30 protein-coding genes and 1 pseudogene are annotated in these 24,267 nt (G+C 49.5%); 4 read left to right on the top strand and 27 right to left on the bottom strand.

Going from position 1 to position 24,267, the window contains the following annotated elements; all coding sequences use genetic code 11:
• Positions 1-93, bottom strand: a pseudogene (locus tag AC6I3O_RS09700) (PadR family transcriptional regulator); the annotation flags it as partial.
• A 123-nt stretch (positions 94-216) separates the two neighbouring features.
• On the opposite strand from AC6I3O_RS09700, the gene AC6I3O_RS09695 reads away from it, so the two are divergent.
• Entirely contained in the window at positions 217-1,563 is a 1,347-nt protein-coding gene (locus tag AC6I3O_RS09695; protein ID WP_497850714.1) for an MATE family efflux transporter, read from the top strand.
• A 195-nt stretch (positions 1,564-1,758) separates the two neighbouring features.
• On the opposite strand, the gene AC6I3O_RS09690 is transcribed toward AC6I3O_RS09695, so the two are convergent.
• A complete protein-coding gene (locus tag AC6I3O_RS09690) occupies positions 1,759-1,947 on the bottom strand; it encodes a cysteine-rich KTR domain-containing protein (protein WP_300887410.1) in 189 nt (62 codons plus the stop codon).
• A gap of 12 nt (positions 1,948-1,959) precedes the next feature.
• Positions 1,960-2,682, bottom strand: coding sequence for an alpha/beta hydrolase (locus tag AC6I3O_RS09685; RefSeq protein ID WP_300887408.1), 723 nt, complete (start codon positions 2,680-2,682; stop codon positions 1,960-1,962).
• Positions 2,683-2,869: 187 nt separating this feature from the next.
• Here AC6I3O_RS09685 and AC6I3O_RS09680 point away from each other — a divergent pair, with 187 nt between their 5' ends.
• Both AC6I3O_RS09680 and AC6I3O_RS09675 read left to right on the top strand, forming a co-directional pair.
• Positions 2,870-3,448, top strand: coding sequence for a TetR/AcrR family transcriptional regulator (locus tag AC6I3O_RS09680; protein ID WP_300887405.1), 579 nt, complete (start codon positions 2,870-2,872; stop codon positions 3,446-3,448).
• Entirely contained in the window at positions 3,448-4,254 is an 807-nt protein-coding gene (locus AC6I3O_RS09675; RefSeq protein ID WP_497850713.1) for a helix-turn-helix domain-containing protein, read from the top strand. The genes AC6I3O_RS09680 and AC6I3O_RS09675 overlap by 1 nt, the downstream gene beginning before the upstream one ends.
• Before the next feature lie 13 nt (positions 4,255-4,267).
• Here the strand turns inward: AC6I3O_RS09675 and AC6I3O_RS09670 are convergent, their stop codons facing one another.
• The 4 genes from AC6I3O_RS09670 to AC6I3O_RS09655 form a co-directional block, all read right to left on the bottom strand.
• Positions 4,268-4,663 (bottom strand): cupin domain-containing protein, encoded by a 396-nt coding sequence (locus AC6I3O_RS09670; protein ID WP_497850712.1) that lies wholly within the window; start codon positions 4,661-4,663, stop codon positions 4,268-4,270.
• A gap of 139 nt (positions 4,664-4,802) precedes the next feature.
• Positions 4,803-4,991 carry a cysteine-rich KTR domain-containing protein gene (locus tag AC6I3O_RS09665; protein ID WP_160583005.1) on the bottom strand — a complete coding sequence of 63 codons (189 nt, stop codon included), beginning with the start codon at positions 4,989-4,991 and terminating at the stop codon, positions 4,803-4,805.
• Positions 4,992-4,998: 7 nt separating this feature from the next.
• Entirely contained in the window at positions 4,999-5,415 is a 417-nt protein-coding gene (locus AC6I3O_RS09660; protein ID WP_497850711.1) for a YjdF family protein, read from the bottom strand.
• A 4-nt stretch (positions 5,416-5,419) separates the two neighbouring features.
• Positions 5,420-5,944 (bottom strand): PadR family transcriptional regulator, encoded by a 525-nt coding sequence (locus tag AC6I3O_RS09655; protein WP_160583003.1) that lies wholly within the window; start codon positions 5,942-5,944, stop codon positions 5,420-5,422.
• 215 nt (positions 5,945-6,159) lie between these two features.
• On the opposite strand from AC6I3O_RS09655, the gene AC6I3O_RS09650 reads away from it, so the two are divergent.
• Entirely contained in the window at positions 6,160-6,507 is a 348-nt protein-coding gene (locus AC6I3O_RS09650; RefSeq protein WP_497850710.1) for a helix-turn-helix domain-containing protein, read from the top strand.
• 24 nt (positions 6,508-6,531) lie between these two features.
• Here AC6I3O_RS09650 and AC6I3O_RS09645 read toward each other — a convergent pair whose 3' ends face one another.
• The 20 genes from AC6I3O_RS09645 to AC6I3O_RS09550 form a co-directional block, all read right to left on the bottom strand.
• Positions 6,532-8,460, bottom strand: a complete 1,929-nt coding sequence (locus tag AC6I3O_RS09645) for a lysozyme family protein (RefSeq protein WP_497850709.1) — start codon at positions 8,458-8,460, stop codon at positions 6,532-6,534.
• Positions 8,461-8,490: 30 nt separating this feature from the next.
• Complete coding sequence (gene srtB / locus AC6I3O_RS09640) at positions 8,491-9,285, bottom strand: class B sortase (RefSeq protein WP_497850708.1); 795 nt, start codon at positions 9,283-9,285, stop codon at positions 8,491-8,493.
• A gap of 96 nt (positions 9,286-9,381) precedes the next feature.
• Positions 9,382-10,149, bottom strand: a complete 768-nt coding sequence (locus tag AC6I3O_RS09635) for a DUF6674 family protein (RefSeq protein ID WP_497850707.1) — start codon at positions 10,147-10,149, stop codon at positions 9,382-9,384.
• Between the two features lie 2 nt (positions 10,150-10,151).
• Entirely contained in the window at positions 10,152-10,568 is a 417-nt protein-coding gene (locus tag AC6I3O_RS09630; RefSeq protein WP_497850706.1) for a DUF6075 family protein, read from the bottom strand.
• Positions 10,569-10,638: 70 nt separating this feature from the next.
• Positions 10,639-12,975: a VirB4-like conjugal transfer ATPase, CD1110 family gene (locus tag AC6I3O_RS09625; RefSeq protein WP_497850705.1), complete on the bottom strand. Its 2,337-nt coding sequence runs from the start codon at positions 12,973-12,975 to the stop codon at positions 10,639-10,641.
• Positions 12,968-13,342, bottom strand: coding sequence for a PrgI family protein (locus AC6I3O_RS09620; RefSeq protein ID WP_497850704.1), 375 nt, complete (start codon positions 13,340-13,342; stop codon positions 12,968-12,970). Before AC6I3O_RS09620 ends, AC6I3O_RS09625 begins: the two co-directional genes overlap by 8 nt.
• A gap of 3 nt (positions 13,343-13,345) precedes the next feature.
• On the bottom strand, positions 13,346-13,555 hold the full coding sequence (locus AC6I3O_RS09615; protein WP_497850703.1) for a hypothetical protein: 210 nt from the start codon (positions 13,553-13,555) through the stop codon (positions 13,346-13,348).
• A gap of 10 nt (positions 13,556-13,565) precedes the next feature.
• Complete coding sequence (locus AC6I3O_RS09610) at positions 13,566-14,405, bottom strand: VirB6/TrbL-like conjugal transfer protein, CD1112 family (protein ID WP_497850702.1); 840 nt, start codon at positions 14,403-14,405, stop codon at positions 13,566-13,568.
• 91 nt (positions 14,406-14,496) lie between these two features.
• A complete protein-coding gene (locus AC6I3O_RS09605) occupies positions 14,497-14,841 on the bottom strand; it encodes a glutamyl-tRNA amidotransferase (RefSeq protein WP_497850701.1) in 345 nt (114 codons plus the stop codon).
• 119 nt (positions 14,842-14,960) lie between these two features.
• Positions 14,961-16,763, bottom strand: coding sequence for a VirD4-like conjugal transfer protein, CD1115 family (locus AC6I3O_RS09600; protein ID WP_497850700.1), 1,803 nt, complete (start codon positions 16,761-16,763; stop codon positions 14,961-14,963).
• Between the two features lie 158 nt (positions 16,764-16,921).
• Positions 16,922-17,728 carry an ExeA family protein gene (locus AC6I3O_RS09595; RefSeq protein WP_290452041.1) on the bottom strand — a complete coding sequence of 269 codons (807 nt, stop codon included), beginning with the start codon at positions 17,726-17,728 and terminating at the stop codon, positions 16,922-16,924.
• Entirely contained in the window at positions 17,718-19,007 is a 1,290-nt protein-coding gene (locus AC6I3O_RS09590) for a TnsB C-terminal domain-containing protein (protein ID WP_290452042.1), read from the bottom strand. Before AC6I3O_RS09590 ends, AC6I3O_RS09595 begins: the two co-directional genes overlap by 11 nt.
• Positions 19,008-19,099: 92 nt before the next feature.
• Positions 19,100-19,666 carry a DUF6431 domain-containing protein gene (locus AC6I3O_RS09585; protein ID WP_354022698.1) on the bottom strand — a complete coding sequence of 189 codons (567 nt, stop codon included), beginning with the start codon at positions 19,664-19,666 and terminating at the stop codon, positions 19,100-19,102.
• 189 nt (positions 19,667-19,855) lie between these two features.
• Positions 19,856-20,032, bottom strand: a complete 177-nt coding sequence (locus AC6I3O_RS09580; protein WP_497850699.1) for a hypothetical protein — start codon at positions 20,030-20,032, stop codon at positions 19,856-19,858.
• A 15-nt stretch (positions 20,033-20,047) separates the two neighbouring features.
• Positions 20,048-20,275, bottom strand: coding sequence for a hypothetical protein (locus AC6I3O_RS09575; protein WP_497850698.1), 228 nt, complete (start codon positions 20,273-20,275; stop codon positions 20,048-20,050).
• Complete coding sequence (locus AC6I3O_RS09570) at positions 20,272-21,204, bottom strand: hypothetical protein (protein ID WP_497850697.1); 933 nt, start codon at positions 21,202-21,204, stop codon at positions 20,272-20,274. Before AC6I3O_RS09570 ends, AC6I3O_RS09575 begins: the two co-directional genes overlap by 4 nt.
• Before the next feature lie 5 nt (positions 21,205-21,209).
• Complete coding sequence (locus tag AC6I3O_RS09565; RefSeq protein WP_497850696.1) at positions 21,210-22,139, bottom strand: PcfB family protein; 930 nt, start codon at positions 22,137-22,139, stop codon at positions 21,210-21,212.
• Complete coding sequence (locus AC6I3O_RS09560) at positions 22,114-23,598, bottom strand: relaxase/mobilization nuclease domain-containing protein (protein ID WP_497850695.1); 1,485 nt, start codon at positions 23,596-23,598, stop codon at positions 22,114-22,116. The genes AC6I3O_RS09565 and AC6I3O_RS09560 overlap by 26 nt, the downstream gene beginning before the upstream one ends.
• A complete protein-coding gene (locus tag AC6I3O_RS09555) occupies positions 23,598-23,927 on the bottom strand; it encodes a plasmid mobilization protein (RefSeq protein ID WP_497850694.1) in 330 nt (109 codons plus the stop codon). The genes AC6I3O_RS09560 and AC6I3O_RS09555 overlap by 1 nt, the downstream gene beginning before the upstream one ends.
• Entirely contained in the window at positions 23,924-24,034 is a 111-nt protein-coding gene (locus AC6I3O_RS09550) for a DUF3789 domain-containing protein (protein WP_172508487.1), read from the bottom strand. The genes AC6I3O_RS09555 and AC6I3O_RS09550 overlap by 4 nt, the downstream gene beginning before the upstream one ends.
• Positions 24,035-24,267: the final 233 nt, after the last annotated feature.

Here is a 24,267-nt window from a genome sequence, read left to right as displayed (position 1 = left end):
GATGTTGCGGTATTCCACCAGTTTCTGAATATCGTATGCACTCATTGATTCCCGCTTCAACATTCCCAGTACAATCAAGTCAATGGTAGCCATTTAAAATCCCTCCTTTTTCTATTGACAACTACTATAAATTATAGTATTATAATTTCCGCAACGCAATTACTATATTTTATAGTAGTATAAATAATACTATTTGTCAAGAGAAAGGAGTTCACAATGAACAGTCAAAGTAAAAAAATGGAGCTGCTCGGCAGTGCATCCATACCAAAAGCACTTTTATCAATGGGTATTCCAACAATGATAGGTATGTTGGTAAACGCTTTCTACAATCTTGTTGACGCATATTTCGTCGGCGGATTAGGAGAGAGCCAGATGGGGGCAATCTCCGTGGTCTATCCACTCGGACAGGTCGTTGTCGGTCTTGGCCTGCTGTTCGGTAACGGTGCTGCTTCTTATATTTCCCGATTATTAGGTCGTGGGGATAAGGAAAATGCGGATAAAGTGGCAAGTACCGCTTTATACAGCAGCGTATCCGTGGGAGCAGTTATCATTATAATTTCTATGGTATTCCTGCATCCCATACTGAAGCTCTTAGGCGCAACAGACAGTATCCTCCCCTTTGCCGCCACATACGCAAGTATCTACATTGTTTCCTGTATTTTTAATGTATTCAACGTCACGATGAATAACATTGTAACAAGTGAAGGTGCCGCCAAAACAACTATGTGCGCCTTACTCACGGGTGCAGTGCTAAATATTGCCCTAGATCCACTGTTTATCTATGTGTTTGACTTAGGGGTAGCAGGAGCAGCGATAGCAACCGCAATCTCACAAGTCGTTTCAACCTGCGTATATCTAACCTACATTCTGCGGAAAAAAAGCGTATTCCATTTCCGGGTTAAGGACTGCACATATACAAAAGAAACCATGTCTGAGATTTTCAAAATCGGCATCCCGACATTGGTATTCCAGATTTTAACGAGTGTGTCCATTTCCTTAATCAACAATGCCGCTGGCGATTACGGGGACTCTGCCATTGCAGGCATGGGCGTTGTCACCCGCCTTATCTCAATGGGCAGCTTGTCCGTATTCGGGTTCATTAAAGGCTTTCAACCCATTGCAGGGTACAGTTACGGGGCGAAGAAGTTTGACCGTCTTCGTGAAGCAATCAAGACTTCCATCCTATGGTCTACGGCTTTCTGTGTGATTTTCGGTGTGATACTGGCTCTGTTCCCTACGGCTATCGTCTCCCAATTCACAAAGGGCGATGCCGAGATGATTCGGATCGGGGCAGCGTCTTTGAGGGCAAACGGCATTTCCATTATGCTCTTTGGATTTTATACGGTGTATTCTTCCCTGTTCCTTGCTTTGGGAAAGGGCAGAGAGGGCTTTATCCTCGGAGCTTGCAGGCAGGGGATTTGCTTTATCCCCGTTATCCTGCTTCTCCCGATTGTCTGGGGACTAAATGGAATTATGTACGCCCAGCCGATTGCCGATGTGCTTTCCGCAGTCATAACGGTATTCATGGCGATACCGCTCCACAAAAAACTGAATGAAATGTAGAAACAACCTGCCGCAATAAGTACGAACAACAACTAGTATAGATCGATTTTAATTTCTTTACATTATTATTTTAAAATCCATATTATTTACAAAGTTTTTAGAAAATGGTTTTGTAAGGTTATTTAAATCGTATTATACTAGATATTTGTTTTTCTATACTAACAGAGCCAATGAATTGTGAAGTATCTCACAAATTCATTGGCTCTGCGTCTTTGCGTCTGGCTCTTTGATGACTGTTACTTTCAACTTCTTCGCTTCAATCAATGTTTCCTGCTTGCACTTCGGACAATAGAGAGGATAATTCTTCAAAACCGTATCATCTCTGATTCTATCACGGGTTTTGTTTTTACAAACAGGACAATGTACCCATTCTGTTCTTATCATAACGATACTTCTTTACCTTTCCTTTAAAATTACCTTTTTACAATCTATTTCTTTTCTAATCCAATCCCGCATGATATTCAAATGATATTCCGTATGAAACCAATGCTCACAATTCTCAGCAACGGTAAGATTACAACCGAACTTTTTCGTAAACTGTTCCACAAGGCAACGGTCTATCAGATTGTCATTTTCCCCATACAATATTTTAGTTGGAAAATCCCATTGTCTAATTGGATGCTCTAATACATATTTCCAATATTCCCATGAAAGTGTCTGCCCGAAGTCAATTGTAATCACACGCTGTTCTTCTAACTGATTTTGTGATACACCTGCCCATTCCATCATCCTTGACATGAGTTCTTTCATGTCAAGAACAGGAGAAACAAACAGACAGTTTTTTATTGGCTCTCTCCCAAAGCTCAACATACTGAACCATGCGCCGATACTGCTCGCATATAAAGAAATCTGCTTCCACCTATCTTTGGCAAAATCCATAATCCCAGATAACTCTGGCACAATACTCCAAGGCTCAAATTCTACTGCCCCATTGACCCGCTCTCCATGTTTCGGCAAGTCTACGCTAAGAACCTGCCAGCCAAAACAGCAAGCCACATCTGCGAATACTGCCGCTTCTTCTTTACATCCTCCCTGACCATGTACATAAAAATACAGCTTTCTTGATGGAACACCCCAAAGAACAGCAGGTATCCCATTTATTTCAAGTTCCTTTTTCATTTTCTCTACCTATTTTTTCGCCTTTTGCAACACTATTTAAAATAGTTTAAACACTAATATCATTAGTATTTTATCCGATAATCCTCTTATTGTCAATGACTAATGGCAGAAAATCTAATGATAATATTGACTTTGCTAATTACATTAGTTAAAATAATTAGAAAATATCTTTGCGAGAGGTAAACTTATGCGGATAACAAAATCTGATGTAATACAAACCGCTGCGGATATAGCGGATAAAAACGGTTTAAGCAATGTTTCTTTAAAAGCCGTTGCCGAGAGCCTCAATATCCGTACCCCGTCATTATATAACCACATAGACAGCCTTGAAGCCCTGCTTAGGGAAATCGCCCATAATGGCATGAAAACCATGAATGAACGGATGATACAGGCAGCTATCGGCAAAATTGGGGACGACGCAATAAAAAGCGTAGGCATCACATACCTTAACTACATGATTGAACATCCTGGAATTTATGAAACAATACAATGGGCAACTTGGCATGGCACTAAGGAAACAGGGAAAATATTTGATAACTACCTTTCACTTTTAAAAACACTTGCTCTTTCATGCAATTTTAATCCAATAAACATTGATGAAATCTTAAACTTATTGACAGGCGTTCTCCACGGCTACACAACTTTGCAACTGCGATATGCGTTTACCAAACCAGCTGAAGTCAGGATAGCCTTATCCTCCGCCCTTGATACCGTACTTGCAGGGCTGCATCAAAAATATGACCAACACGAAAAGGAACATTTATGATGGCAAATAACATCCGCTACTTATACAATGCCCAAACAGGCATTGAGCTGATTTTCTGTAAGGATTCAACCATATCTTACCCATTACATAATCACGTTTCCGTACTGACAATCGGTATCATACTGGATGGCTCCATAGTCCTTACAACACATAAAGAAGCAAGGACTTATAAGCAAAACGAAACATTTGCAATATTTCCGTATGAACCACATAGCATTTCGGCACATGACAGCTATTCCCTGCTTACCCTGTGCATTGATAAGAATGCTGTAAACAACGCAGATGTTATCACCATACAAAAACATATCGGACTTCTTCTGATGCAGGCTCTGAATATGGGAAAAATCAATCAATATCAAATATTACAACTACTAAGCTGTCTGGATAAAACCTCGGATTCTTCCAACTGGCAGCTTAAAATCCATACCCCATATATCCACGACTTAAAAAGACAGTTGGAGTTATACCCAGAATGCAAACTTTCTGTCGAGGAAATGGCACAAAACGCTTTTCTAAGCAAATACCACTTTATCAGAAGCTTCAAGGCAGAGGTAGGGCTTACGCCGCACCAGTTCCAAATCCAGAACCGCATCCGCAAAGCGCAACGCCTAATCCACGAAGCCGATACAATAACCGAAGTAGCTTTGACCACGGGTTTCTGCGACCAAAGCCACTTCATAAAGCAGTTTGAAAAACAGGTAGGCTTGCCGCCTTTAACTTATAAATATTCTTCTGGAATTATCCCTCAAAATACCCCTATACCCTCTGGGGCACTCGTGCCATTCAGCGATACGAAAGAGATATAACCCGATAAAGCTATTAGCAGAGGGCGGGCATAAACTTTGCGAACAGGCAAAGCCCGTCATCCCCTGCAATCACTTCATGCGGTACGCTTATGGGAAATATGGATATTACGCCCGTTTCATAAGGCAATTCCACACCGTCATTAACGCACACGCCCGTGCCAGAGATTACTTCATGCGTTTCCAGTTGTTTCTCGTGGATATGGCTGCCAATCTTTTTATTAGGGGCTATCCTCACTAGATGGTAACTAAATTGTTCGCCTGTCCTTTCGGATGTGATAATGTGCTTCAGCTCCATACCCTCAAAAGTAGGATGCTTCGACCACGGGATAGCATCAAATGTAACTGTGGCATCTTTTAACAGCAGCTTTCCTCCCTCGTTGAATTTTTCAAACAGATTTTTGTAATCCATTTCCAACACTTCCTTTCAAATTTTTTGGCAATATTTTTGCCTGCTTACATCATACCAACAGGCTTATTATTTGAATTGTAAAAAATTGCTGAATACAAAACAGAGCCGATGTATTGTGATTTCAAACTATCTCACAAATTCATCGGCTCTGCATCTGTGTGTCTGGCTCTCTGATGACTGTTATTTTTAAATTTTTCGCTTCAATCAATGTTTCCTGCTTGCATTTCGGGCAGTACAGCGGATAATTTATCAATACCGTATCTTCCCTAATCCTGTCACGGGTCTTATTAGAACAAATCGGGCAGCGCACCCATTCTTTTGCTATTATCAGAACATTACCTCCCTCTGTGCTTTGCTTTTTTCTTTTCCTGCCGCAGAGCGAATTGCCGCTCTTTCTCTGCTTCTTTCTGTTGTCTGGACTTCACTTTCCGTTCCAGTTTTCCCTGTTCATGTTGGAGCTTTAAGGCTTGTTGGGCTTTTGTGCCAATGCCCTTGTTTTCCAACTGGCTGTTGATTTCCCTCTGCATACGCTTGGGATTGATTTTTCGTTCTTCGGTTTTTTCTGTTTTAACTGGCGGGCTGAATTTCAGCTTATGCCAGTTTTTGAGCAGAAAATCATACACTTCATAATCTTTCGGCTCTGCGCCGAACGTAATCTTGCAGACCTCATATTTGTCGCCGTCTATGCGCTCAAACAATCCAATCCAAAAGGGATTTTCAAACAGAATTGTCAAGCTGCTTTTCATCGCCATGCCATCAACTCCCCCTAAACTGGCTTTCAAATTTATCAAGCCATTCTAACAGGGATTGGTATAATAAACGCTGCTGTTCAAAAATCGCTTTCCCACCCAATGGAATATCTGGATAGCTGGCGGCATATTCGTCAATGGATTTTGCTGAAGCCGTAAAATTGTCCCGCAGCTTCTTTATCAAATCCAGTGCTTTTTCCCTTTCCATTTTATTTAAGTTTGTAATGACAACATTGAAGTCAAACAGCAATGGGACTTTCTGGTTTGCGTAAGTTTCCATAAGCTGCCCAAAATACGTCCGCCCCTTATCCGTGATGGAATACACCGCTTTATCAGCGAATTTATCCCCTTTTACAATACTGCTCTCCAAATAGCCCTGCTCATTCATTTGAAGCACTTTCCGATAAATGGATGGGACGCTAACCTTTGTCCATCTTGAAAGATGATGGTATTCCACATCTTTCTGGATGTCGTATGCACTCTGCGGTTTCTCCATAACAATTCCGAGAATTACCAAATCTATGGATGACATATTCTCACCTCCGTTTTTACTATCATCAATATTACTATTATTGATAGCAAAAATCAAGAGGCTATCACAATTTATTTAAAAATGTTCTGTTCAGTTATATAACTTCTTACAAGAGGAAATCAAACCTCTTATTACAAGAACTTTCACATCGTTTAAGTAGAACTTTCATCTCTGTACAATAGAAGTACCCAATATTAAATACAGGTGGTGAAAATATGATCAGTCATGATTTTAATTTTCTGGAATTAGGGCAGGCAATTCAAAACGCCCGTGAGAAGCAGAGGATTACAAGAGAGGAATTAGCTGAAGAACTTGGCATTTCCGCAAGACATTTGCAGTCCATTGAAAAAGAGGGGCAATATCCCAGCTTTCCACTGTTCATCCAGCTTGTGACTATGTTCCACATATCCGTTGACCAGTACATACATCCACCATCCCCGGCAGAAAAATCAACGTTACGCCGACAGTTGGATGCACTCTTTGACACATTCGATGATTCGGAGCTGACCATCATAGCAGGGACAGCACAGGGGATATGTAAGGCAAAAGAGCCAGAGGAATAACCTCTGGTTTTCTCTTGCCACATTTCAATACGCTGGAACACCGTACCCATAAATGGAATCACTGCCCATGCTGTAACTTCTCCTCGCACAAATATCGCCACTGTTCCCCTCTATGGTATTCACAACGCCATTCGTCACGCTCTCCACAATCCCCACATGGTCTATGGTTCCGTCATTTCCCCAATCAAAGAAAATAATATCCCCCGCTGCCGGAACATAGCTTGCATCCTGAAACTGCCCACGGGCTTGGAACCAGTCCACACCGTCCGAACACAGGGAAAATTTCGGTATCACGCCGCTCTCCAGATAGCCGCACTGCTCCGCACACCACGACACAAAGCAGGCGCACCATTCCACCCGGCTGTCAAACCCGTACCAGCTCCAGTAGGTATCACCGCCGTTCCCTTCCTGCGTCAACGCCACCTGCACGATTGCCCCACTTCCGGTTCCAGTGGGGATTCTGCCGAAAATATAATACCGGAGTACATGGGGGACGTACTGCTTATCCCCATAGCTGCCCCAGCCCATCCGCTCCGCCATCATATCGGAAAACTCTGCGGCGTTGGCGGCAGTGTATCCCCCATAGTTACTCTCTGCCCATGCGATATACCCATTCCCGAAGTTATACCCCTGCAACGCCAGTTTGATATGCTCCATGTCCACCGGGTTCTCCACCCCTGCGCTTTGCAGGCAGTCTTTCAGTGTCTGTACGCCGCACTCGATGGAATATTCCGGATCGGTGATTCCATTCGGCTCTCTTGGGTATCTGGTGTTATAGCCGCTCTCAGAGCTTTGCATGGGGTCGCTGCCCTGCCCGCCGCTTTCCTGCATCATCACCGCCTTGATCAGCTCCACATATTCCTCAATGCCGTACTGCCTTGCATAAATACGGATGACTGGCTCATAGGCTTCCACCTCCGCACTGACCGGGCTTACCGTGCTGGAATTGCCGCCGCCCACCATGCAGAGAAGCCCGCCGAACAGAAGGACGATAATCAGGATAAGGAAGGCTACCCATCCCCCTGCAGCAATGGCGCTCACCAGTGCTTTTGTGCCTGCAATGATGGCCTTTACTGCGCTTGCCGTGGCTTTCGCCGCTGCCTTTGCCGCCTGTTCCGCCGCCCTCGCCGCCTGCCTTGCCATCTGCACCGTTTTTTCTGCGGTCTTTACAGACGCTTTCGCCGCCGCTTTTGCGGTCTTTGCCGCCTCCTTCGTGGTCTTTACGGTTTTCTCGGCGGTCTGCTCGGCGGTTTTTACGGATTTTGCGGCAGATTTGATTGTCCCTTTCCCGGTGTTTTTTACCGTCTGCCCCGTTTTCCCTGCGGTTCTGGCTGTCCTTTCGCCCCGGTCTATGGTCTTGATGGTCTGCTTGGGAAGCTCCCTAAACTGCGCCACCTGATGTTCTGCTCTCCGCTGGAAGATTCTTTGCTGTGACGCCCTCTGCATGGCTCTCTGACCTGCGGCTTTCTTCTGTGCCGCCTGTTTCGCCGCCTGCTCCTGCGCCTTTTTCCTCATCTGCTCTTTCGGCTGGTAAGGCTCTCCCCTGCCTGACGGGACGGAAGGCGGGGGAGATGCGGAAGGCTCCCCGTGGGCAGGACTGCTCCCGGCACGGGTTCCCTCGCTGGTTGATTTCGTTACTTTGGTTTCTTTCGCTGCTTTGGTTTCTTTCGTTGCTTTAGATATTCTGTGCGTTTCCTTTGCCTTTTCCACAAGCCTTCCGCCCTGCTTCCTCGCCTGATGTGCGGCTTCATGGACAGCTCGGTCGGCTCCCCGCTCTGTTTTTTCCTCGGCATATTCCGTGGGGGAAGCGTACCTCTTTTCCTGCGGCTGTGCATTTTCCACGGTTTCCTTTGTGCGGACATAGGCACGTTTCACTCGCTCCATGCCCGTCACGGTCTTGTCCAGTGCCTTTACATCCTTATGGACTTGGCGTGTTTTGATTTCTTTGCTCATCGCCCGCCCTCCTTTGGGGTAAACCTGCCGTTACTCCGCAGTCTTTTTTGCCACTACCACAAGCCGCCCGTTTGTTCTGGAATACTCGCAGGTGGAAAGCGTAATCAGCTTGTCCCCGTATTCGGCGGTCACTCCCGTATCATAGAGGGACAATGCCTTGCACTCATCCACATACGCCTGAAAATCTTCCTCGGTTTCCGCATTGGCGAACAGATAATACTTGAATCCCGTATCGTCATACACTGTGGTCTTGAATACTGCAATCACCTCATAGTCCGCTGTTTTCGTGAGCGTGTCAAAGTGGATGGTCTTATGCCCCTCATAAAATTTCCGGCTCTCATAGTCCATCAGCCCGGTGAACATTGTCCCGTTCTTCATGTGGTGTCCGTAAATAATCACGTTGTCGCTGGGTTCAAAGGGACTGCAATGCTCCGCAATATAAGGCACCCCGTATGCGCTGTACTCCTTTTCAAAGCTGCGCTTCAGGTAGAAGTCGGGGTTGTCCGGCGTAAACATCACCGGGTAGTTGATATTCGTATCATCAATGGAAATCCAACCTGCCATATCGTTGTTCTGGTTGAAAAGCTCCTGATATTTGGCAAGCGGGGACTGGTTTTCTCCTTCTGCTGGCTCCTCCGGCGTTTCTCCGGTTTCCCCGTTTTCTTCCGTTTCCTCCGCCTGCTCCACAATCTCCGCCAACTGTGCAAATTCATTGGTTGACTTCCCTGCGCTGGCATAGTGGCTTATGACCTGAAACATGGAAATGCAGAACAGCAGGGTGCAGAGTGCCGCCCCTGCGGTATAGATATAAAATTTTTTCTTCATTCAAATATCCTCCATAAAATCCCGGCAAAACGCTTTCCTTTGGCATTTTGCCGGATATTTTTTAAAATGGCAGGCGTTTCGCCTGCGTGTCACTGGTTACCTTGCCTGCTCTTTAACTGGCTGCATTTTCTGGTCTGCGCTCCTCCCACTTTTTATCTGCCTAAGCTCCGCTTTCACCGATGGCTTTTTACCCTCTCCCCGGCAAAACTGCTCCATCCGTTTCTGTGCATTGTCCGCCGCTTTTTCCATAGCGGCGAATGACCTGCCGAAAGATAAAAATGCTTTCTGGATTTTCGCAAGGATTCCTTTATCCCCTTTCGGCTCTGCCGGCTCTTTGATACGTCTGCCGATCAACGCCCGCCCCGCATTTTTGGTGTGCTGCGCCGCCCTGTTCAGCTCGCCGCCGACAATGCCGATTTTCGCCGCATTCCGCTCCATGCTTTCCATGCCGCTGTGCAGGCTTTCTTTTAAAGCGGACAGGGCGGCGGGGATTTTCATGGCGGACACTGCTTTTCTTAATGTGTCCACGCCTTTCCCCTTAAACTCCTGTACCGCATTTTTCGCAGAACGGATAAGGTTTGTTTTTACAAGGGCAATCTGCCCGCCAATCTCCTGCACTTTGCCCTCTGCGCTGTCCAGAAGCCGGGCGGCGGTCGCTTTTATGCCCCTGTCCTGAATCTGCTCCAACTGCCCCCGCACCTCTTTTAACTCCTTTATGACCTCCCCGAACTGGCTCTCCATGCCCTCCAGATAATTCACAAGGCTTTCCACTTCCTGCCTCTCTTTTTTCAGCCCGTTCCCTTCCAGAACCTCAAACAATTCCCGGATTTCCGGCTGTTCCCTTAACGCAACCGCTGCTTCCATGCCTATCTCCCTCCCCTCTCTCCACTTTCCGCTCTCGTCTTAACTGCGGGCAAATCCCGGCAATATTCGGGATACCGCATTTTTATGGCTTCATAAAAATAGGGCGCATAGCCGCAGTCAAAGATTTCATAGGGGGTTGACATCCGCTCGTCACCCTGCTCCACATAACCGTTCCAGAGGTTGAACGCAAGTCGGGTGAGCCGCACCGTCCCTCCCGTCTGCCAGCCCTCGTGCAGTCCCTCCGGCCTGATGCAGTCCTGTTTAAAGTCAAACATTCTGCCCACGTTATTTCTCGCCGTGTCGGAAATTCCCACACAATAGAAAAAGGCACGGTGGTAACAGTCCGTATTGCCGCATTTATGCAGCATGGTGAAAAAGAAATTTTCATGCTCCTTTGAAGCAAACCTCATTTCTGACATTCTGATCCCTCCATAGAAAAAGGCGGCTTTTTAACAGCTATTCCGCTGTTTACAAGCCGCCTGAATATTTTTATCTGCTCCGGTTCGCACTGTCCTCGCCCGGTTTTGTTGTCATCAGCCGATACAGACGGGTATTCTTCGGGAACTTATTGATGAACGGCACAAGGGAGCTTCCGTATTTTATCAAACCGCACCCTGCGTCCGCATTGGTGATATAGCTCATCTGCTCGTTGGAGATGTTCAGCAAGTCCGCAAGTTTCTGGCGGTCGGACGCCGCCTGGTTCAGCATGACGATATACTCGCTGTTGGACAGCATCGTGCTGGCAAGGACAGAATCTAACAGGTACTCCACGTTCTGCGTGATGGCGTTGGGGAACGCATTTCTTTTCCGAAATCTTCTCCATGCAGAATTGAAGAACGCCCCGGAATATTCATTCTCAAACACCACATGAAACTCGTCCAGAAAGATATGGGTGCGTTTCCCTTTCTTCCAGTTCTCCGTGACACGGTTTAACATGGCGTCCGTGATAACCAAAAGCCCCATTGTTTTCAGTTGTTTCCCTAAGTCCATGATGTCATAGACAATCATGCGGTTATTTACGTCCACGTTGCTCTCATGGGCAAATGCGTCCAAACTGCCGCTTGTGAAAAGCTCCAACGCCAGCGCAAGGTCTTTCGCCTCACGCTCCGGCTGCTCCAGCATTTTCTCCCGGAGCCTGCACAAAGTCGGCACGTTGCCGCCTGCCTGATAATCTTCGTAAACTGCGGCGGTACAGCGGTCGATGATGGATTTCTCCTTTGCGCTGACTCCTTTTTTGTCAAGCTGTTCAAATAAGGACAATACAAACTCGGACTTGTCAATGACCGGGTTCCCGCCATCGCCATAGCCTTCCACCATGTCCATCGCATTGATGTGGTCACGGCTCCCCGCCGCTATGCGGATGACCTCGCCGCCCATCGCTTCAATCAGGGAACCGTACTCACGTTCGGGATCGCATATCAAAATATCGTCCCCGGTGGCAAGGGCAAGGAACACAATCAGCATTTTTGCGCTGAAGGACTTGCCGCTCCCCGGCACCCCCAAAAGGAAAGAGTTCGGATTCATCAGCTTCGCTTTGTTGCACATGATAAGGTTGTGGGAGATTGCGTTCTCCCCGCAATAAATGCCGCCCTCGTCCATGATTTCCTGCACCCTAAAGGGCATAAGAACCGCAAGGCTCTCCGTGGTAAGGGTTCTTAGCGCATTGATTTTCCGGTGTCCGATTGGCAGGGCGGTATTCAGCCCGTCCATCTGCTGGTATTTCAGGGTGGAAAACTGGCATAAATGCTTCCTCGCCACGGTCAAAATCGTATCCGTGTCTGCGTCAAGCTGCTCTTTCGTGTCGGCGGTATGCACCAGCGTCAGCACCGCAAACATCATCCGCTGGTCACGGGTGGTCAAATCATCCAGAAATTCCTTGCTCTCCTTGCGCTGCTGCTCCATGTCATAGGGGACGACTGCGGAGAAATTGTTGTTGGCGTTCTGCTTCCTCTGCCAGTTGGTGATGTTGGTTTCCACGCCCAGCAGACGGTTCTCCACCTCCCGCACCGCCTCGTCCGTGGGGATGGGTATCACGTCAATGCTCATCATCAGGTTGCGGCTTAAATCCGTAAGCTCCGCAATCATATTATCTTTGATATAAGACGCATATTCCCTTAAAAACAGCACCCGCCCGTAACGGTTCCCCATGCGGAAATGGTCTTTTTCAAACTCAAGGCTGTCCGGGCAGATAAAGTCCTTAAAGCTATGCCCTTTCCGCATGGTTTCAACCAAATCAAAACGGAAGCTGGTTTCCTCCCCGGTACGGTAGAAGTCATGCAACGCCCGCAGCTTATCCGTTGCGTCCATCTCCACGCATTTGGAGCCTAACCGTGAGAAATGGCTCACTAAGTCCGTGCCGATGCGGGCAAAATACGTCCTCGCCTCCTCGATGGATTTTTTATACACGGATACCGTCACATATTTCTCCTGCACAATGCTGTTGGCTCCCGTGGCTTTCTCTAAGAGCATGGCGTTGTACTCTTTCCGGTACAAATCAAGGCCGTCCTCCTGCATGGGGATTAAGATTGCCTTCTCAAAGTCCTGTTTGTTCAGGCGGCGGTTGTTGATGGTGATTTTCGTGGTTGCGCCGCTGTCAAAGGAATTGAGAAGCTCGCTGTACTCAAGGAACATGGCCTCCTTGTCCTCCCGGCTCGCCACCGCATAGTTGATGTCCACAAATTTATAGGTTCTGGCAAATTTGTTCCGCCCGATCTGGAAAATGCCGTCCGCCCATACCGCCTGAATGGGGATTGCCTGCTGCACTCCTTTGGGGATGACAAATTTCTCCTTGTCCTGCTTGAAAATATTGCTCAATGTCTTAATCATTCCGTTTCCGCTCCTCCCTTTCATGGTTCTCAATGCACGGCTTCACCGCCTCGTAATAGATATTCTCCGGGTTAAAAAGCAGGCGTTTCGGGATAAGGAACTCCGATTTGATCCACGCCCACAAAAACTGCTCTGCGTTCATCCCGTGGTAGCGGACGAACCCCAACGCCGCAAAGGGAGCCGCCCCTAAAACGCACATCCAGCTCACGGTTTCCGTCCCCACATGGGGACTGAGTAAAAAATAAAGCCCGACGGCAACGCCGCAGGCTAAGACAGAAAAAACGAACTGCCGCATGGACAGCCCGAAAAACATGGATTCCGTATAATTACGGATTTCCCGGTTTATTTTTACTTCCAAACTTTTCACCTCCTATCGTTCCATCCCACACGTCCGTTTCGGCGGTTTCCTTTGGGGCAGGTAGGGTATGAATTCCTCCTCCCCCGTGATAATGCTGAACTCCGCCCGCAGGATGGGATGTGTTTCCAGTTTCTGGTACTCCCTTATCAGCGCAAGCGCACTTTCCCTTGTGGCAGTGCTTGCCTGCTGAATCCCGTCCTTAAAAATATAGCACCGTTCCATCGTATCCTCCTTACAACCCCATCATCTCACGCACTACCCGGTCTGCCATCTTCACTGCCCCTACAAGCACAAGCATATTGAAAATCAGCTCCCCGATATAGCTCCACACCATTGTCACTGCCGCCGCATCCGGATCGACTGCGGGCGGGGATGCTGCAAATAATGAAAATATAATGCAGGCAAGCACGATGATCGCCCCTTCCAGACACACCGCCGCATAGGACTTGATAAAACTTTTCCCTACGTTCTGCGACGGCTCCCCGGCAAAGGTCGATAAGGGAATCGGCGCAATCGCCGTGTAAAGGTACAGACGGAAAAAACGCCCGTACACGCTCATTATCATAATAAAACTCAACACCGTAATGAACAGCCCGCCGATTAACGTTACCGCCCACAAAGGGATACTCTCAAAAAAGCCGCAGTCCTCCACCGCCTCCACAATCTCATTCGGCAGCACGGTCTGCTGTGCGGCTCCAAAGCCTGCGGTTCTCATAATCGTGCCAACTATTCCCTGCACGATATTGAATAACGCCATCATCAGCTCCAATCCGTGGGATATGACGCCTTTTGCTATGGCAAACCGGACAAACAGCTTTAATGCGTGTTCCGGCTTCTTCACTTCCACAAAGCTGCCGCAGGTCTTTACCACGCCGACAACAAAAAACAATACCAGCAGGGCATAGGCGATTGCCTGCAACGCCCCGTGGATGTTCACGATGGCAGTCCAGATACCGCCGCCCTTAAAATTCTCCGGGGACTGCGTGAGGAGCTGCCATATCTCCGCCAGTTTCTCATTCCATGTTTCCAGTGCATTGACTAAATTCTGCACTACCCAGTTATCTGAATCCACTCATTTCACCTCGCTTCTGGATGTGGCAGGGGAGCCGCCAAAGCCTGCCCCCTGCCGCCACTCTTTTTACATGATTATCCGGCAACGTCCATCAGCCCGTGATAAGGGTTAAGATTTCCTTTGCAAAGGTGATGATGACGCCGCCCGCAAGGGTTAAGAACCCGTTGGAACGCTGGCTGGGGTCGTGGGACTGCAAGGACAATCCTACCTGCACAATGCCCCACCCTAACAGAATCAATCCAACTGCACGGATTAAGCCGAAAATAAAATCGGACAGGTTGTTGATGACCGTAAGCGGATCGCCCGCCGCATACACCGTCGTTGCCCCGGCTGTCATCATCAGCACCAGTGCGGCGTACACCGCCATCGCCCGCTTTGTCTTTCTGCCCATCGGCTGCCTGCTGGTTTTCTTGCTGTTCTCATTCTTCTTCATCATTGTTCTGTTTCCTCCTTGTTCTGGGATTGGTTTTAATCAGTTGCGCCCCGGCGTAACTGGCACCGATTTCACCGCTTGCGTTCCCCTGTGAAATCGTGTGCCTCTGCCAGAGGCTTGTTTCAGTGGCTTTCCTCCGCTGAAACAATCGCTTCTAAATCCTCCTCGGATAAAAGCTCATAGGAATCGGTTCCAGCCTGCCCCTGCGTCACTTCGCCTTCCAGACTGTCCCCCAATGCAATGCTGCCAACCGCCTGCGTCACTTCCCCGTGGCGGTAGGCTTTTCCTTTCCCGTCCGTGGACAGTGCCACGTTCGGGTGTTTCAATATATCAAATTTTTCATCCATCACCGGGCGTTCCCCTCGGATAAATAAAAGCGCATAGCGGTTGTCCAGCATACGCACCTCATCCGGCGTCAAAAGCTCACGCCCGGAAATCTGATAGTTTGTAGAATAATTTCCTGAATGCCCCGTAGATTTCCCATAGGTGTTCATGTCAATGGTGGCTTTCCCCAGCAATTCGCTGACGTACTTATGGGTTCCCTGCTCGTTGCCGCCCAGATATAAAAATTGGTCGCAGTTGCCCACAATGCTTTCCCACTGCTTCTCGAAAAGCGCCTTTAGCTGCGCCATGTTTTGCAGGATAATGGACACGCTGACTTCCCTCGACCGCATGACGGACAGGATTTTGTCAAAGTCATCTGGCAAACTGACGTTCGCAAATTCATCCATCAAAAAATGCACATGGACGGGGAGCCTGCCGCCGTGCTTATGGTCGGCAAGGTAAAATAGCTGCTGGAATAACTGCGTGTATAGGATGGATACCAGAAAGTTGTAGCTGGTATCGTTGTCCGGTATCAGCGCAAACAACGCCACTTTCTTCTCCCCCAGTGATGACAGGTCTAAATCGTCTGTGGCTGTCAAAGCCGCAAGGCTGGAAAGATTGAATTTCTCCAACCTCGCCGCAAGCGTAATCTGGATGGATTTCAGCGTTTTCGCACTCCCTGAATGGTAGTCCTTATAATATTTCACTGCGATATGCTCCGGCTCCCGCATTTCCAGACGCTCAAATAATTCGTCAAGCGGGGACTGGTATTCATCGTTGTCCTCCCGGACTTCCCCTGCCCGTAACAGCTCCATCACCATCGGGAAATTCTGCTCATCCTTTGGTGCCTCGTACCTTAAATAAAATATCAGTGCTAAGAGTAACATGGACGCCGCTGTGTCCCAAAAAGGATCGTTTGACTGGCTCCCTTTCGGGGTGGTTGCCTTAAAAAGATTCGTCACAAGCCGCTGCACGTCGTTGTCATCCTTTAAATACATGAATGGGTTGTAGCAGTGGCTCTTTTCCATGTTGATTAAGTCAAGCACACGCACTTCATACCCTTTTCCCTCCAGAAGATGCCCGGTGTCCCGCAGGTTCTCTCCCTTAGGATCAAGCACGACAAATGACGTGTTCGCCTGCATAAGATTCGGCTTTGCATAAAACCTTGTCTTTCCGGCTCCGCTCCCGCCCACCACGATGGTGAGCAGGTTGCGGCGGTGTCTGCGGCTGTCATAGCTGATACGCACGTTTGACGTCATAATCTTGTTGGCTCCAAAATCTTTCTCACTGTATTTCTGGTTGACCGCCCGTGCGCTGCCCCATGCGGCGGAGCCGTGTTCCTCGCCCCTCCGGTAGTTCCTGCGTGTGGATACATAAATGCCAATCCCCATCCCGTATATCAGCAGGAAAATGAGGACAGCCCTTAAGCTGTCCCCACATAAGCGGATAGAAAACGGATGGTTCATGGCGTCCGGGAATCCCCGTATAATTTCAGGCAATCCCCCCACAAGATACGGTGCTGTCAAAAGGGCAAGCCAGACAACGGGAAGGATGCCAAAAAGCGCAGCTATCCATACCGCCTGCCCGTTATCTCTCCTCATGGCATTTCCGCCCCCTTTTCTCTTTCTCCGGCGGCTCCTCAATTGTCGAGCGACACTTTCTGGTAGACTTAAACGGCACTTTATAATCGCCAACTTTTCCAGAAAAAAAGCACAACCGCATCTCAACGACACGGTCATGCCTCTTTCCCTGCATTCTCTCAGCTCAATGCCTGGTTATTGATCGCCGCTAACATTACCTCGGCATCAATCACTTTTTTCTCCATCTGGCTTCCCAAAGTCATCGCGTCTGTCATCACATTGTCAATCAGCCGGGCATTCCCCTGGCTGTAGCTGTGGACAGAACTGATCGCTGCAGTATCAATGATCTCCGGGCTCCCGCCCGCATTCCGGATCTTCTGCCGGATATAGTCCGGCACTTCCTGGTCTGTCAGGCCATGGAAGTTGTAATGCACCACAACCCTCTGCCGCAATGCCTCATTGACCTGTTTTTCCAGGATGTGGTTCAGATAAGGTTCCCCACATAAGATCAGCGAAAAACAATTCACCGAATCATATTTCTGGTTCATTAGCATTTTCAGGTCTCGCAGGATGCTGCTGTTCAGGTACTGTGCCTCATCCAGGATACAGATGAACGGCTGCCTTTTCTCTTTATACAGATAATACAGCCGCTCCTGGATCGACTTGAACATCTGGCTCTTCCCAAATCCGGATTCCAGCCCCAGCGCTTCACACAGCTGGCGGTAGAATTCCTGCACGCTTACTGTGGACAGGCACAGATAAGCACATTGATACAGATTCGGGTTCAGTTTCTTTGAAAAACACCGCAGTGCAAATGTCTTCCCCATCCCCGGGCTTGCCGTAAACACCCCGATCCCGCGGATCTCTTTCAGGTATTCCAGCCGCGCTGTCATCTCACGGAAATCTTCGGATTCAAAAGCATCTTTTTCCTTTACCATCTGCTTATCAAACGGATTAAAACCCAGACCATAATAATCAGTGTACATCTTCCCCACCTCCAAGCGCTGTGCTGTAATCTATGGATACATGGTTCTCCCGCTTTGTTTTCCCGTTCCCTCCCCGATCTGTCAGGCGCATCGGATATCTCTTCCCCTCCGAGAACACCCATACTTTTTCCGGGTCCTCCGGGAGATAGCGGACCTCTACCTTCTGGCCGATGAACTGCATCGGCGCGTCATAGCACCGGGAGTCCAGCTCCACCGTGGCGTCCCGGGATACCCTGCGAGTCGTACGGTTCAGGAAGCATTCCTCCAGCCATTCTGCTGACTGTGGTTTCCTTACCGGGCGTGGGCTGTGGAGATAACGGTACAGCGGCGTTTCCCCTGTCGTGGAATGTTCTGTCGTATTGTGCTTCCGGATATATGCTGCCAGGAGGTCATTGAACTCGTCCAGCGAGCGGATCTGGCTGATGTCGAGCCCGTAAAGCCATCTTTCCTTGAGTGTCCTGAAATTCCGCTCCACCTTCCCCTTGCTGGCCCCATCCCGGACAGGGGTATGCAGAAGCACTGTCCCAATGGATGCGCACACCATATCCAGCTGCCGGTTTTTGTAGGGCGCACCGGAATCCACATACAGTTTGTTCGGGATCCCATAAGCCGCAACTGCGTCCTTAAGGACCTTCTGGAAGTTGTATGCATTCTCCTGGTAAAAGATACGCCCGCCCACGATCATCCGGGAGTAGTCATCCAGGATCATAATCAGGTACGTCCTGTGCTTTTTCCCGTTTTCTTCCAGATACGGGAGGTAACACGTATCTGCCTGGTACATGCCGCCGAAATACGCCTCCTCGAACGCTTTCCGGTCACGCCCGGCCAATGCCGCGTCTGCGCTTTTCAGCCCATTGCGTTTCACAAATCTCTGGACGCTTGCCACAGAAACCGTTGCCGGGATCAAGCCCTCCTGTACCAGCCTGGCGTGGATCTGTGTTGCGTTCAACCTCGGATATTTCTGTTTGATCCGGTAGATCTCATCAATTGCCTCTTCTGTGAGCACCCTGGTCTTTCCAAGGTCGGACCGCGTTTTCGGCGTCAGGGCATCAATCCCGCCGTTCCGGTAAAGGCTGACCCATTTTCCGATTGTTTTGGGCTTATATTTCACAGTCCGCCCATCCGGAAGCCGCATTGGCGTCCGGGATACCCTCCGACAGTAAGCCATGACGGATTCATCTGGGTAAGTTTCCTGGATCACCGGCGCGATCATCCCAAAGCGAAGCCGGGCTGCCTCCATCTGTTCCTCTGTCCGTTCTGTTTTCTTTTGTTGTTCCATTTTATATCGCCTCCGGTTACAGTATATCCCCGCCGCCCCCCAAAGTACATGCCGGGATTATGGGAAACATCCGGAATGTTTTGCCTGGAACTTCAGCGGTGATGGAAATCTGACGCATGGTATGCCTGCAGGAATGAATACCGGAACGACTCCCAAAACCGGAAGAGCCGTTCCCCGTCCAGTTTTCCGATAAAATCAGACGCTTTTTTCTGTGCATCATTCAGGAGCCCCAGGATCATCTGTTTATGGGAAAGGAACAGGTCCCGGAAGACGTAAAGTGTGGAATGGCAGATCTGGTAAGCTTCACAAATATCTTCTACCGTATGGGCATGCAGGAAATAAGCATTCAGAACGGACAGGACAAAGCGCAGGCTGTAAGATGAATAGGGGATCAGCATCTCAGGAAGGAGGGCATGGGTATGCCCGCAGGAGGTGCACTTTACCCGTGGAACACACAGGGATTCCGTTACCGGTTTATCCCCTTTTAACGTGACCATGTAACGGGAATAGCTGTCATGGGGTTTCATGCTGCTTTTTGCCCCACAGTATGGGCAGCACTGGTCCGAAAGCATCAGGTCTCCAACCGCCTGGTCAAACCACTCCTGGTCTGATATTTTTATTTTTTTCAGCTTGCAAAACAGATTGAAAATGCGTATCATAATACTTGGATACTTCCTTTGGGATGTATTTGATGAAAGATGGAACCGGTTCTTGCCAGGAAGGGGTTCCTTCTTTTTTATTATAATCCTGTTTGTAAAGAGAAAAAAGCATGCAGTAAAACACAGCACACTCTCATCTCCCTCTTGTTCTATCTATTCTTATAATTTGCTTTTTTCTTTTAATCTCAATCATTCATAAAATGTTGCTCTACACTCAATCAGCTCGATGACTTTCAAAAGCACATCGTCCACTGCGTCTGTCGGCCTGCCCTCCTTTATCATCTGGTTACGCTCGTCTTTCAGGGCATGGAATATCACGCCGTATTCGTATTTGTCCAGCTCAAGGGTTTTCTTTTCCCCGCTCAAATTCACCACCTCCGTCTACCTTTCCTGTTCTCTGTTCTTTACCTTATAATCCCGGATTGGCATTTCCCCGTATGCGTCAAGCAGGCGGTCAATTTTCTCCGATTCCGCATAGGTGGTTCCACGGTACAGCGGGTACGTCACGCCTTCCACGCATACCCTGCCGCCTGTCGGCTCAAGGTCAATGCCGCACAGATTTTCTTCCGGGAAAAGGTTGAAACTATATCCTGCCTTCACTGCCCTCATCTTGCGTCCTCCCGGTTATGCTGTGCCTGCGGCTGCTGCCTCTGGCTCTGGCTCCGGTTCGGTTCCAGCACTTTCGCCATGCGGGAAGATATATCGCCCGCTGCGTCACGGACTTTGGACAGCTCCCCACGGACTTCCTGCGGCTCCATGCCCTCGAAAAATTCCGGCGCATGGGTGAAATCAAACCCCTGCGTGTCCACGCCATATTTTTTGCAGAGCAGGTAGGACGCACAATAGGCATGGAAAGCGTCCTCGTTGCGGTCGTAATTCTTATCCCCGTCCGCAAACCCGGCAAGGGCAAGCTCCGGCGTCACGCTCCGGAAGATTTCCTGTGCGCTCATGCCTTTTCGCACATAAATGCAGCTCTCCTCCGGCTCAAACAATGCCCCTTTGTCCTCCGGCATCTGATCCGGCTCCGCCGCAACGATGGCAACGGGCGGGTTGTTCACCACTGCCCGCACAAGCTGTGCGTCCGTGATTTCCGGCTGCGCCTGCTGTAACCTGTCCCTTGCGTTGGTCTGTGAAATGTCATACACCTTTTTCGCATTGTAATAGGTTCCGGTGCTTCCGTCCTCACGCTCATACTCCTTCCCCGGCTCCATAATCAGGATGGGGTTGTTCCGCTCCTGCCTTTTCACATAGGCTCCCTGATCCCGCCAGTAGCCGTAATCGCCAATCTTCTGCGCCTCCGGCTTCTGCGCCATAATCAGCAGGGCATTGTTGGCGGTGTAGCGGTCAAAGCGGCTCTGCACGTCAAGATACTGCTGAAACGCCTGCCCGTCCGTGGCCACTGCCGCCGTCATCTGCTCCGACATTTCATAACAGCGGCTCCGGTTGTTCCTGCTCTCTGCGATAAATGCCGCCACCCGGTCATCCTGCGGCACGGCGGATACATTCAGTAAAGAATCAAGGCTGAAATTGTTGTCCATACATCTTACCTCTCTTTCGATTTTTTCGGTTTTGTTTTTGTCTGCGGCTGTCTATGCTGCAATGGCTTCTGGTTTTTCGCTTTGGTGTCCTTTGCAGGCTCGCTCCGGCTCCCTGCCTCCGCTTCTTTCTTCCTCCCTGCCTGAATCTCTTTCAGCTCCTCCCGCACGGACGGTTTCTCCGGCGTGGCTGGCTGGTACAGCTTAGAAGTACCCTCGGCGGTTGTCCTTTGCTTCTTTAAGGTAGGCTCGGACTGACGGGATTTCGCAGTCTTGCCCAAAGAGGGGTTTTTCTGCTGCCCCTCCTCTTTCTGCGTGGGGCTGCCTAAAAGCTCGTCTACCAGCAAATCTTCCTGTGACTTCCCCGGCCTGTCTTTCTCCGGCTCTGGCTGTGCCTGCGGTTTTCCCGGTGACGGTTTCTCCGGTGGTGTTTTTTCCAGTAACGCTTTCTCTTTTGGCGGTTCCTTCGTTTTCTCCTTTCCGGGAGCCGCCTTTTTCTCCTTCGCCTGCGATTTTTCTTCCCTCGACTTCTGGATTTCCGTCTTAATCTGTGCCGCCTCCGTGACGGACGCAAACTTGAATCGTTCCACGATACGGTTGATGCGGGGCGCATCTTCCTCCTTCACCATAATGTCCACCATCCCGTCGCTGCTCCCTTTCGGATCACGGACGGCACAGTAGAGGATTCCGTACCGCTTCGCCTCCTGCACGAATTTCTTCAGGTCGCTTTCCTTTACGGAAAATACGGTGAGCGGTTTCCCTGAGCGCACTAAGGTTTCCAGCCTTGCCCTGCCTCTGGTCTTTTTCTGCTCCTTTAAGATGGCGTACAACAGCACTGCAAGCTGCTTTGCCCCCTCGCCGGAGATTTTTAAGGCCGCTTCCCCCACTTCCATCGACATACGCACCACCTGGTCAGCGGCTTCGCCTGATGTGTTCATGGATTGTTCCCTCCTTTTCCGTGTGGACGTTCTTTTCCTCCACACTATTTTCCTGCCGCACGGTTTCTAATTTTTCTTTCATTGCGCCGGAACGTGCGGCTATCCCGTCGCAGAGTCCCACCTCCTTCCGCAGTTCCCCGATCTGCTTTGAAAGACCGGAGATTTCCGCCTTTATTTCTGACAGCTTTTCACCGTCTTTGACGCTGCGGCTCTGATACCGCAGGTGTTTCCTTTTGTCCGCAAGCTCCGCCATCTTCCCCTGCAACTCTTCTTTCAATGAAAAAAGCTGCTCCGTGGTATCTATGCGATAATGGCAGAGCAGCCTTGTTTCCTTTGCAATCTTATCCAGTTTTATTAAGTCCTCCCGGAACATCATGTGTACCTGCTTCGGACTTACGGGCGGTCGGTTCTTCGGTAATATCCCCAACAGATAGCAGTAACGCAGGTACAAGCCACGGAGTCCGCCGATTTTCCTTGCCTTTTGTATATTCCCATGCACTTTTATGACATAGGTTTTCTTCTCTGGCAGCACGGCAGGCGGCGCAGGCTTTTCTATCTTCTGCGTGAGTATCCGCCTGCGGATGGATTCTAAGGTGTATTCCTCCCCTAAGTTCCTCGCCAGCTTCATCCCCCGCTCCCTGCCCTCCGCCCGTACCGTGACGTCCTTCCCGAATTTGATGGAATAGCCTTTCTCTTTCAGGTAATGGAAAAACTGCTTTTCCGTCCTCGCCTTTGCAATGGCTTCGTCCACGTCCGCCTTTATCATCCCTAAATAGGTCGGCCTGCCCTCCTGCTCCGCCCGCCACTCCCCATAATGCTTTGCCTTCTGCTTTGGGTTCTCTATGACGGATAATCCGTATTCCCGACATAACCTGTCGGAAGCGTTACGCATATCCCGGTAGTCCTGCTTGCTGCGGTGATACCGCAGGCCGTCCGCAAAGGAAACGGAGTTCACCACGAAATGGTTATGCAGGTGGTGCTCCTTATCTAAGTGGGTAGCGACTACCACCTGAAAGCGGCTCCCCCACAATTCCTCCGCCAGCTTCACGCCAATCTCATGCGCCATTGCCGGGGTACATTCCCCCGGCGCAAAGGACTGGTAGCCGTGGAACGCCATAATGCCCTCGTCTTTCCCATACCTCTTTTTGACCGCCATCATTTCTGACCGGGCGGTGGTCGGGGCGCAGTTGACGCCGGACACATACTGCTCCATGACTTTCTCATTTTCATCATCTATTTTCTCCCCCTCCGATGTCCCTGCTTTTCCCTGCTGTCTGGTCTTTTCCGCATTGACCGCATAGGCGATGACGTCGGACAGTCCCTGCGTTTCTTTTTCCTCCATGCCGGACAGCTCCTGCAGCTTTGCAATTTCGGGATTCGTGGTTTTGTCCGGGTTCTCCACATAGATAACTACTTTTCCTAACCATCCTTTGACGCTCCAGATAGATGTGGTTGCCATTACCCCGTCTTTTCCGGCAGGATGACCGCCTCGGTAATCAGCCTGACCGCTTCGTCAAACTTCCTCATGTCGCTGTCATACCTCTGCACGTCAATCACGTTCAGTGTGTCCGCCTTCTGTGCGATCTGGTTTAAGTTGTTCCCAATCTTATGCAGCTCCCGCATCATGGAATAATAGTCGGGCGGCGGAGCCTCCCTCGGCGTCTTTCCCATGATTGCCTGACGCACATAGGCTTCCTGACTGATTCCGCTTCGCTTTACCCGCTCCCTGAATGCCTCCGCCTCTTCTTTATTCAAACGGAACAGAAACGGGACGTCCCTCTTTCTCATCCTTCCACCTCCGTATCTCCCCCGTGCAGGCGGTTAATCTGCAACAGGCACATCATCACCACGCCCACAATGCCGCCTACAAAAGTTCCACTTAAAAATGCCAGCATACTGCTCCACTCACCTTTCCGTCATGGTGCGCTTTCACCATGCAACTTGTCATATCTGCCGGAACCTCCCGGCTCCGCTAAAAAGGGGTATTAGGGGATTTTCCCCTAACAAGCTGCCTTCGGGTTGCCGCATGGCAATCCAAAGGCGTTGCTTGCTGGTATTGTGTATCACCCCTGCGGCTGCGTACCGCCTTTTGGCGTCGGCTTTACCACCTGCCGAAAACAGAGGTTTC

This window comes from Sporofaciens sp. St.21A7, from assembly GCF_059728535.1.
This window is presented reverse-complemented; position numbering and strand designations above follow the sequence as displayed.

Bases quoted from the DNA above. Each gene is read 5' to 3' on its own strand.
- AC6I3O_RS09695 (WP_497850714.1), top strand. From the start codon at position 217: ATGAACAGTCAAAGTAAAAAAATGGAGCTGCTCGGCAGTGCATCCATA.
- AC6I3O_RS09690 (WP_300887410.1), bottom strand. From the start codon at position 1,947: ATGATAAGAACAGAATGGGTACATTGTCCTGTTTGTAAAAACAAAACC.
- AC6I3O_RS09685 (WP_300887408.1), bottom strand. From the start codon at position 2,682: ATGAAAAAGGAACTTGAAATAAATGGGATACCTGCTGTTCTTTGGGGT.
- AC6I3O_RS09680 (WP_300887405.1), top strand. From the start codon at position 2,870: ATGCGGATAACAAAATCTGATGTAATACAAACCGCTGCGGATATAGCG.
- AC6I3O_RS09675 (WP_497850713.1), top strand. From the start codon at position 3,448: ATGGCAAATAACATCCGCTACTTATACAATGCCCAAACAGGCATTGAG.
- AC6I3O_RS09670 (WP_497850712.1), bottom strand. From the start codon at position 4,663: ATGGATTACAAAAATCTGTTTGAAAAATTCAACGAGGGAGGAAAGCTG.
- AC6I3O_RS09660 (WP_497850711.1), bottom strand. From the start codon at position 5,415: ATGGCGATGAAAAGCAGCTTGACAATTCTGTTTGAAAATCCCTTTTGG.
- AC6I3O_RS09655 (WP_160583003.1), bottom strand. From the start codon at position 5,944: ATGTCATCCATAGATTTGGTAATTCTCGGAATTGTTATGGAGAAACCG.
- AC6I3O_RS09650 (WP_497850710.1), top strand. From the start codon at position 6,160: ATGATCAGTCATGATTTTAATTTTCTGGAATTAGGGCAGGCAATTCAA.
- AC6I3O_RS09645 (WP_497850709.1), bottom strand. From the start codon at position 8,460: ATGAGCAAAGAAATCAAAACACGCCAAGTCCATAAGGATGTAAAGGCA.
- srtB (WP_497850708.1), bottom strand. From the start codon at position 9,285: ATGAAGAAAAAATTTTATATCTATACCGCAGGGGCGGCACTCTGCACC.
- AC6I3O_RS09635 (WP_497850707.1), bottom strand. From the start codon at position 10,149: ATGGAAGCAGCGGTTGCGTTAAGGGAACAGCCGGAAATCCGGGAATTG.
- AC6I3O_RS09630 (WP_497850706.1), bottom strand. From the start codon at position 10,568: ATGTCAGAAATGAGGTTTGCTTCAAAGGAGCATGAAAATTTCTTTTTC.
- AC6I3O_RS09625 (WP_497850705.1), bottom strand. From the start codon at position 12,975: ATGATTAAGACATTGAGCAATATTTTCAAGCAGGACAAGGAGAAATTT.
- AC6I3O_RS09615 (WP_497850703.1), bottom strand. From the start codon at position 13,555: ATGGAACGGTGCTATATTTTTAAGGACGGGATTCAGCAGGCAAGCACT.
- AC6I3O_RS09605 (WP_497850701.1), bottom strand. From the start codon at position 14,841: ATGATGAAGAAGAATGAGAACAGCAAGAAAACCAGCAGGCAGCCGATG.
- AC6I3O_RS09600 (WP_497850700.1), bottom strand. From the start codon at position 16,763: ATGAGGAGAGATAACGGGCAGGCGGTATGGATAGCTGCGCTTTTTGGC.
- AC6I3O_RS09595 (WP_290452041.1), bottom strand. From the start codon at position 17,728: ATGTACACTGATTATTATGGTCTGGGTTTTAATCCGTTTGATAAGCAG.
- AC6I3O_RS09590 (WP_290452042.1), bottom strand. From the start codon at position 19,007: ATGGAACAACAAAAGAAAACAGAACGGACAGAGGAACAGATGGAGGCA.
- AC6I3O_RS09585 (WP_354022698.1), bottom strand. From the start codon at position 19,666: ATGATACGCATTTTCAATCTGTTTTGCAAGCTGAAAAAAATAAAAATA.
- AC6I3O_RS09575 (WP_497850698.1), bottom strand. From the start codon at position 20,275: ATGAGGGCAGTGAAGGCAGGATATAGTTTCAACCTTTTCCCGGAAGAA.
- AC6I3O_RS09570 (WP_497850697.1), bottom strand. From the start codon at position 21,204: ATGGACAACAATTTCAGCCTTGATTCTTTACTGAATGTATCCGCCGTG.
- AC6I3O_RS09565 (WP_497850696.1), bottom strand. From the start codon at position 22,139: ATGAACACATCAGGCGAAGCCGCTGACCAGGTGGTGCGTATGTCGATG.
- AC6I3O_RS09560 (WP_497850695.1), bottom strand. From the start codon at position 23,598: ATGGCAACCACATCTATCTGGAGCGTCAAAGGATGGTTAGGAAAAGTA.
- AC6I3O_RS09555 (WP_497850694.1), bottom strand. From the start codon at position 23,927: ATGAGAAAGAGGGACGTCCCGTTTCTGTTCCGTTTGAATAAAGAAGAG.
- AC6I3O_RS09550 (WP_172508487.1), bottom strand. From the start codon at position 24,034: ATGCTGGCATTTTTAAGTGGAACTTTTGTAGGCGGCATTGTGGGCGTG.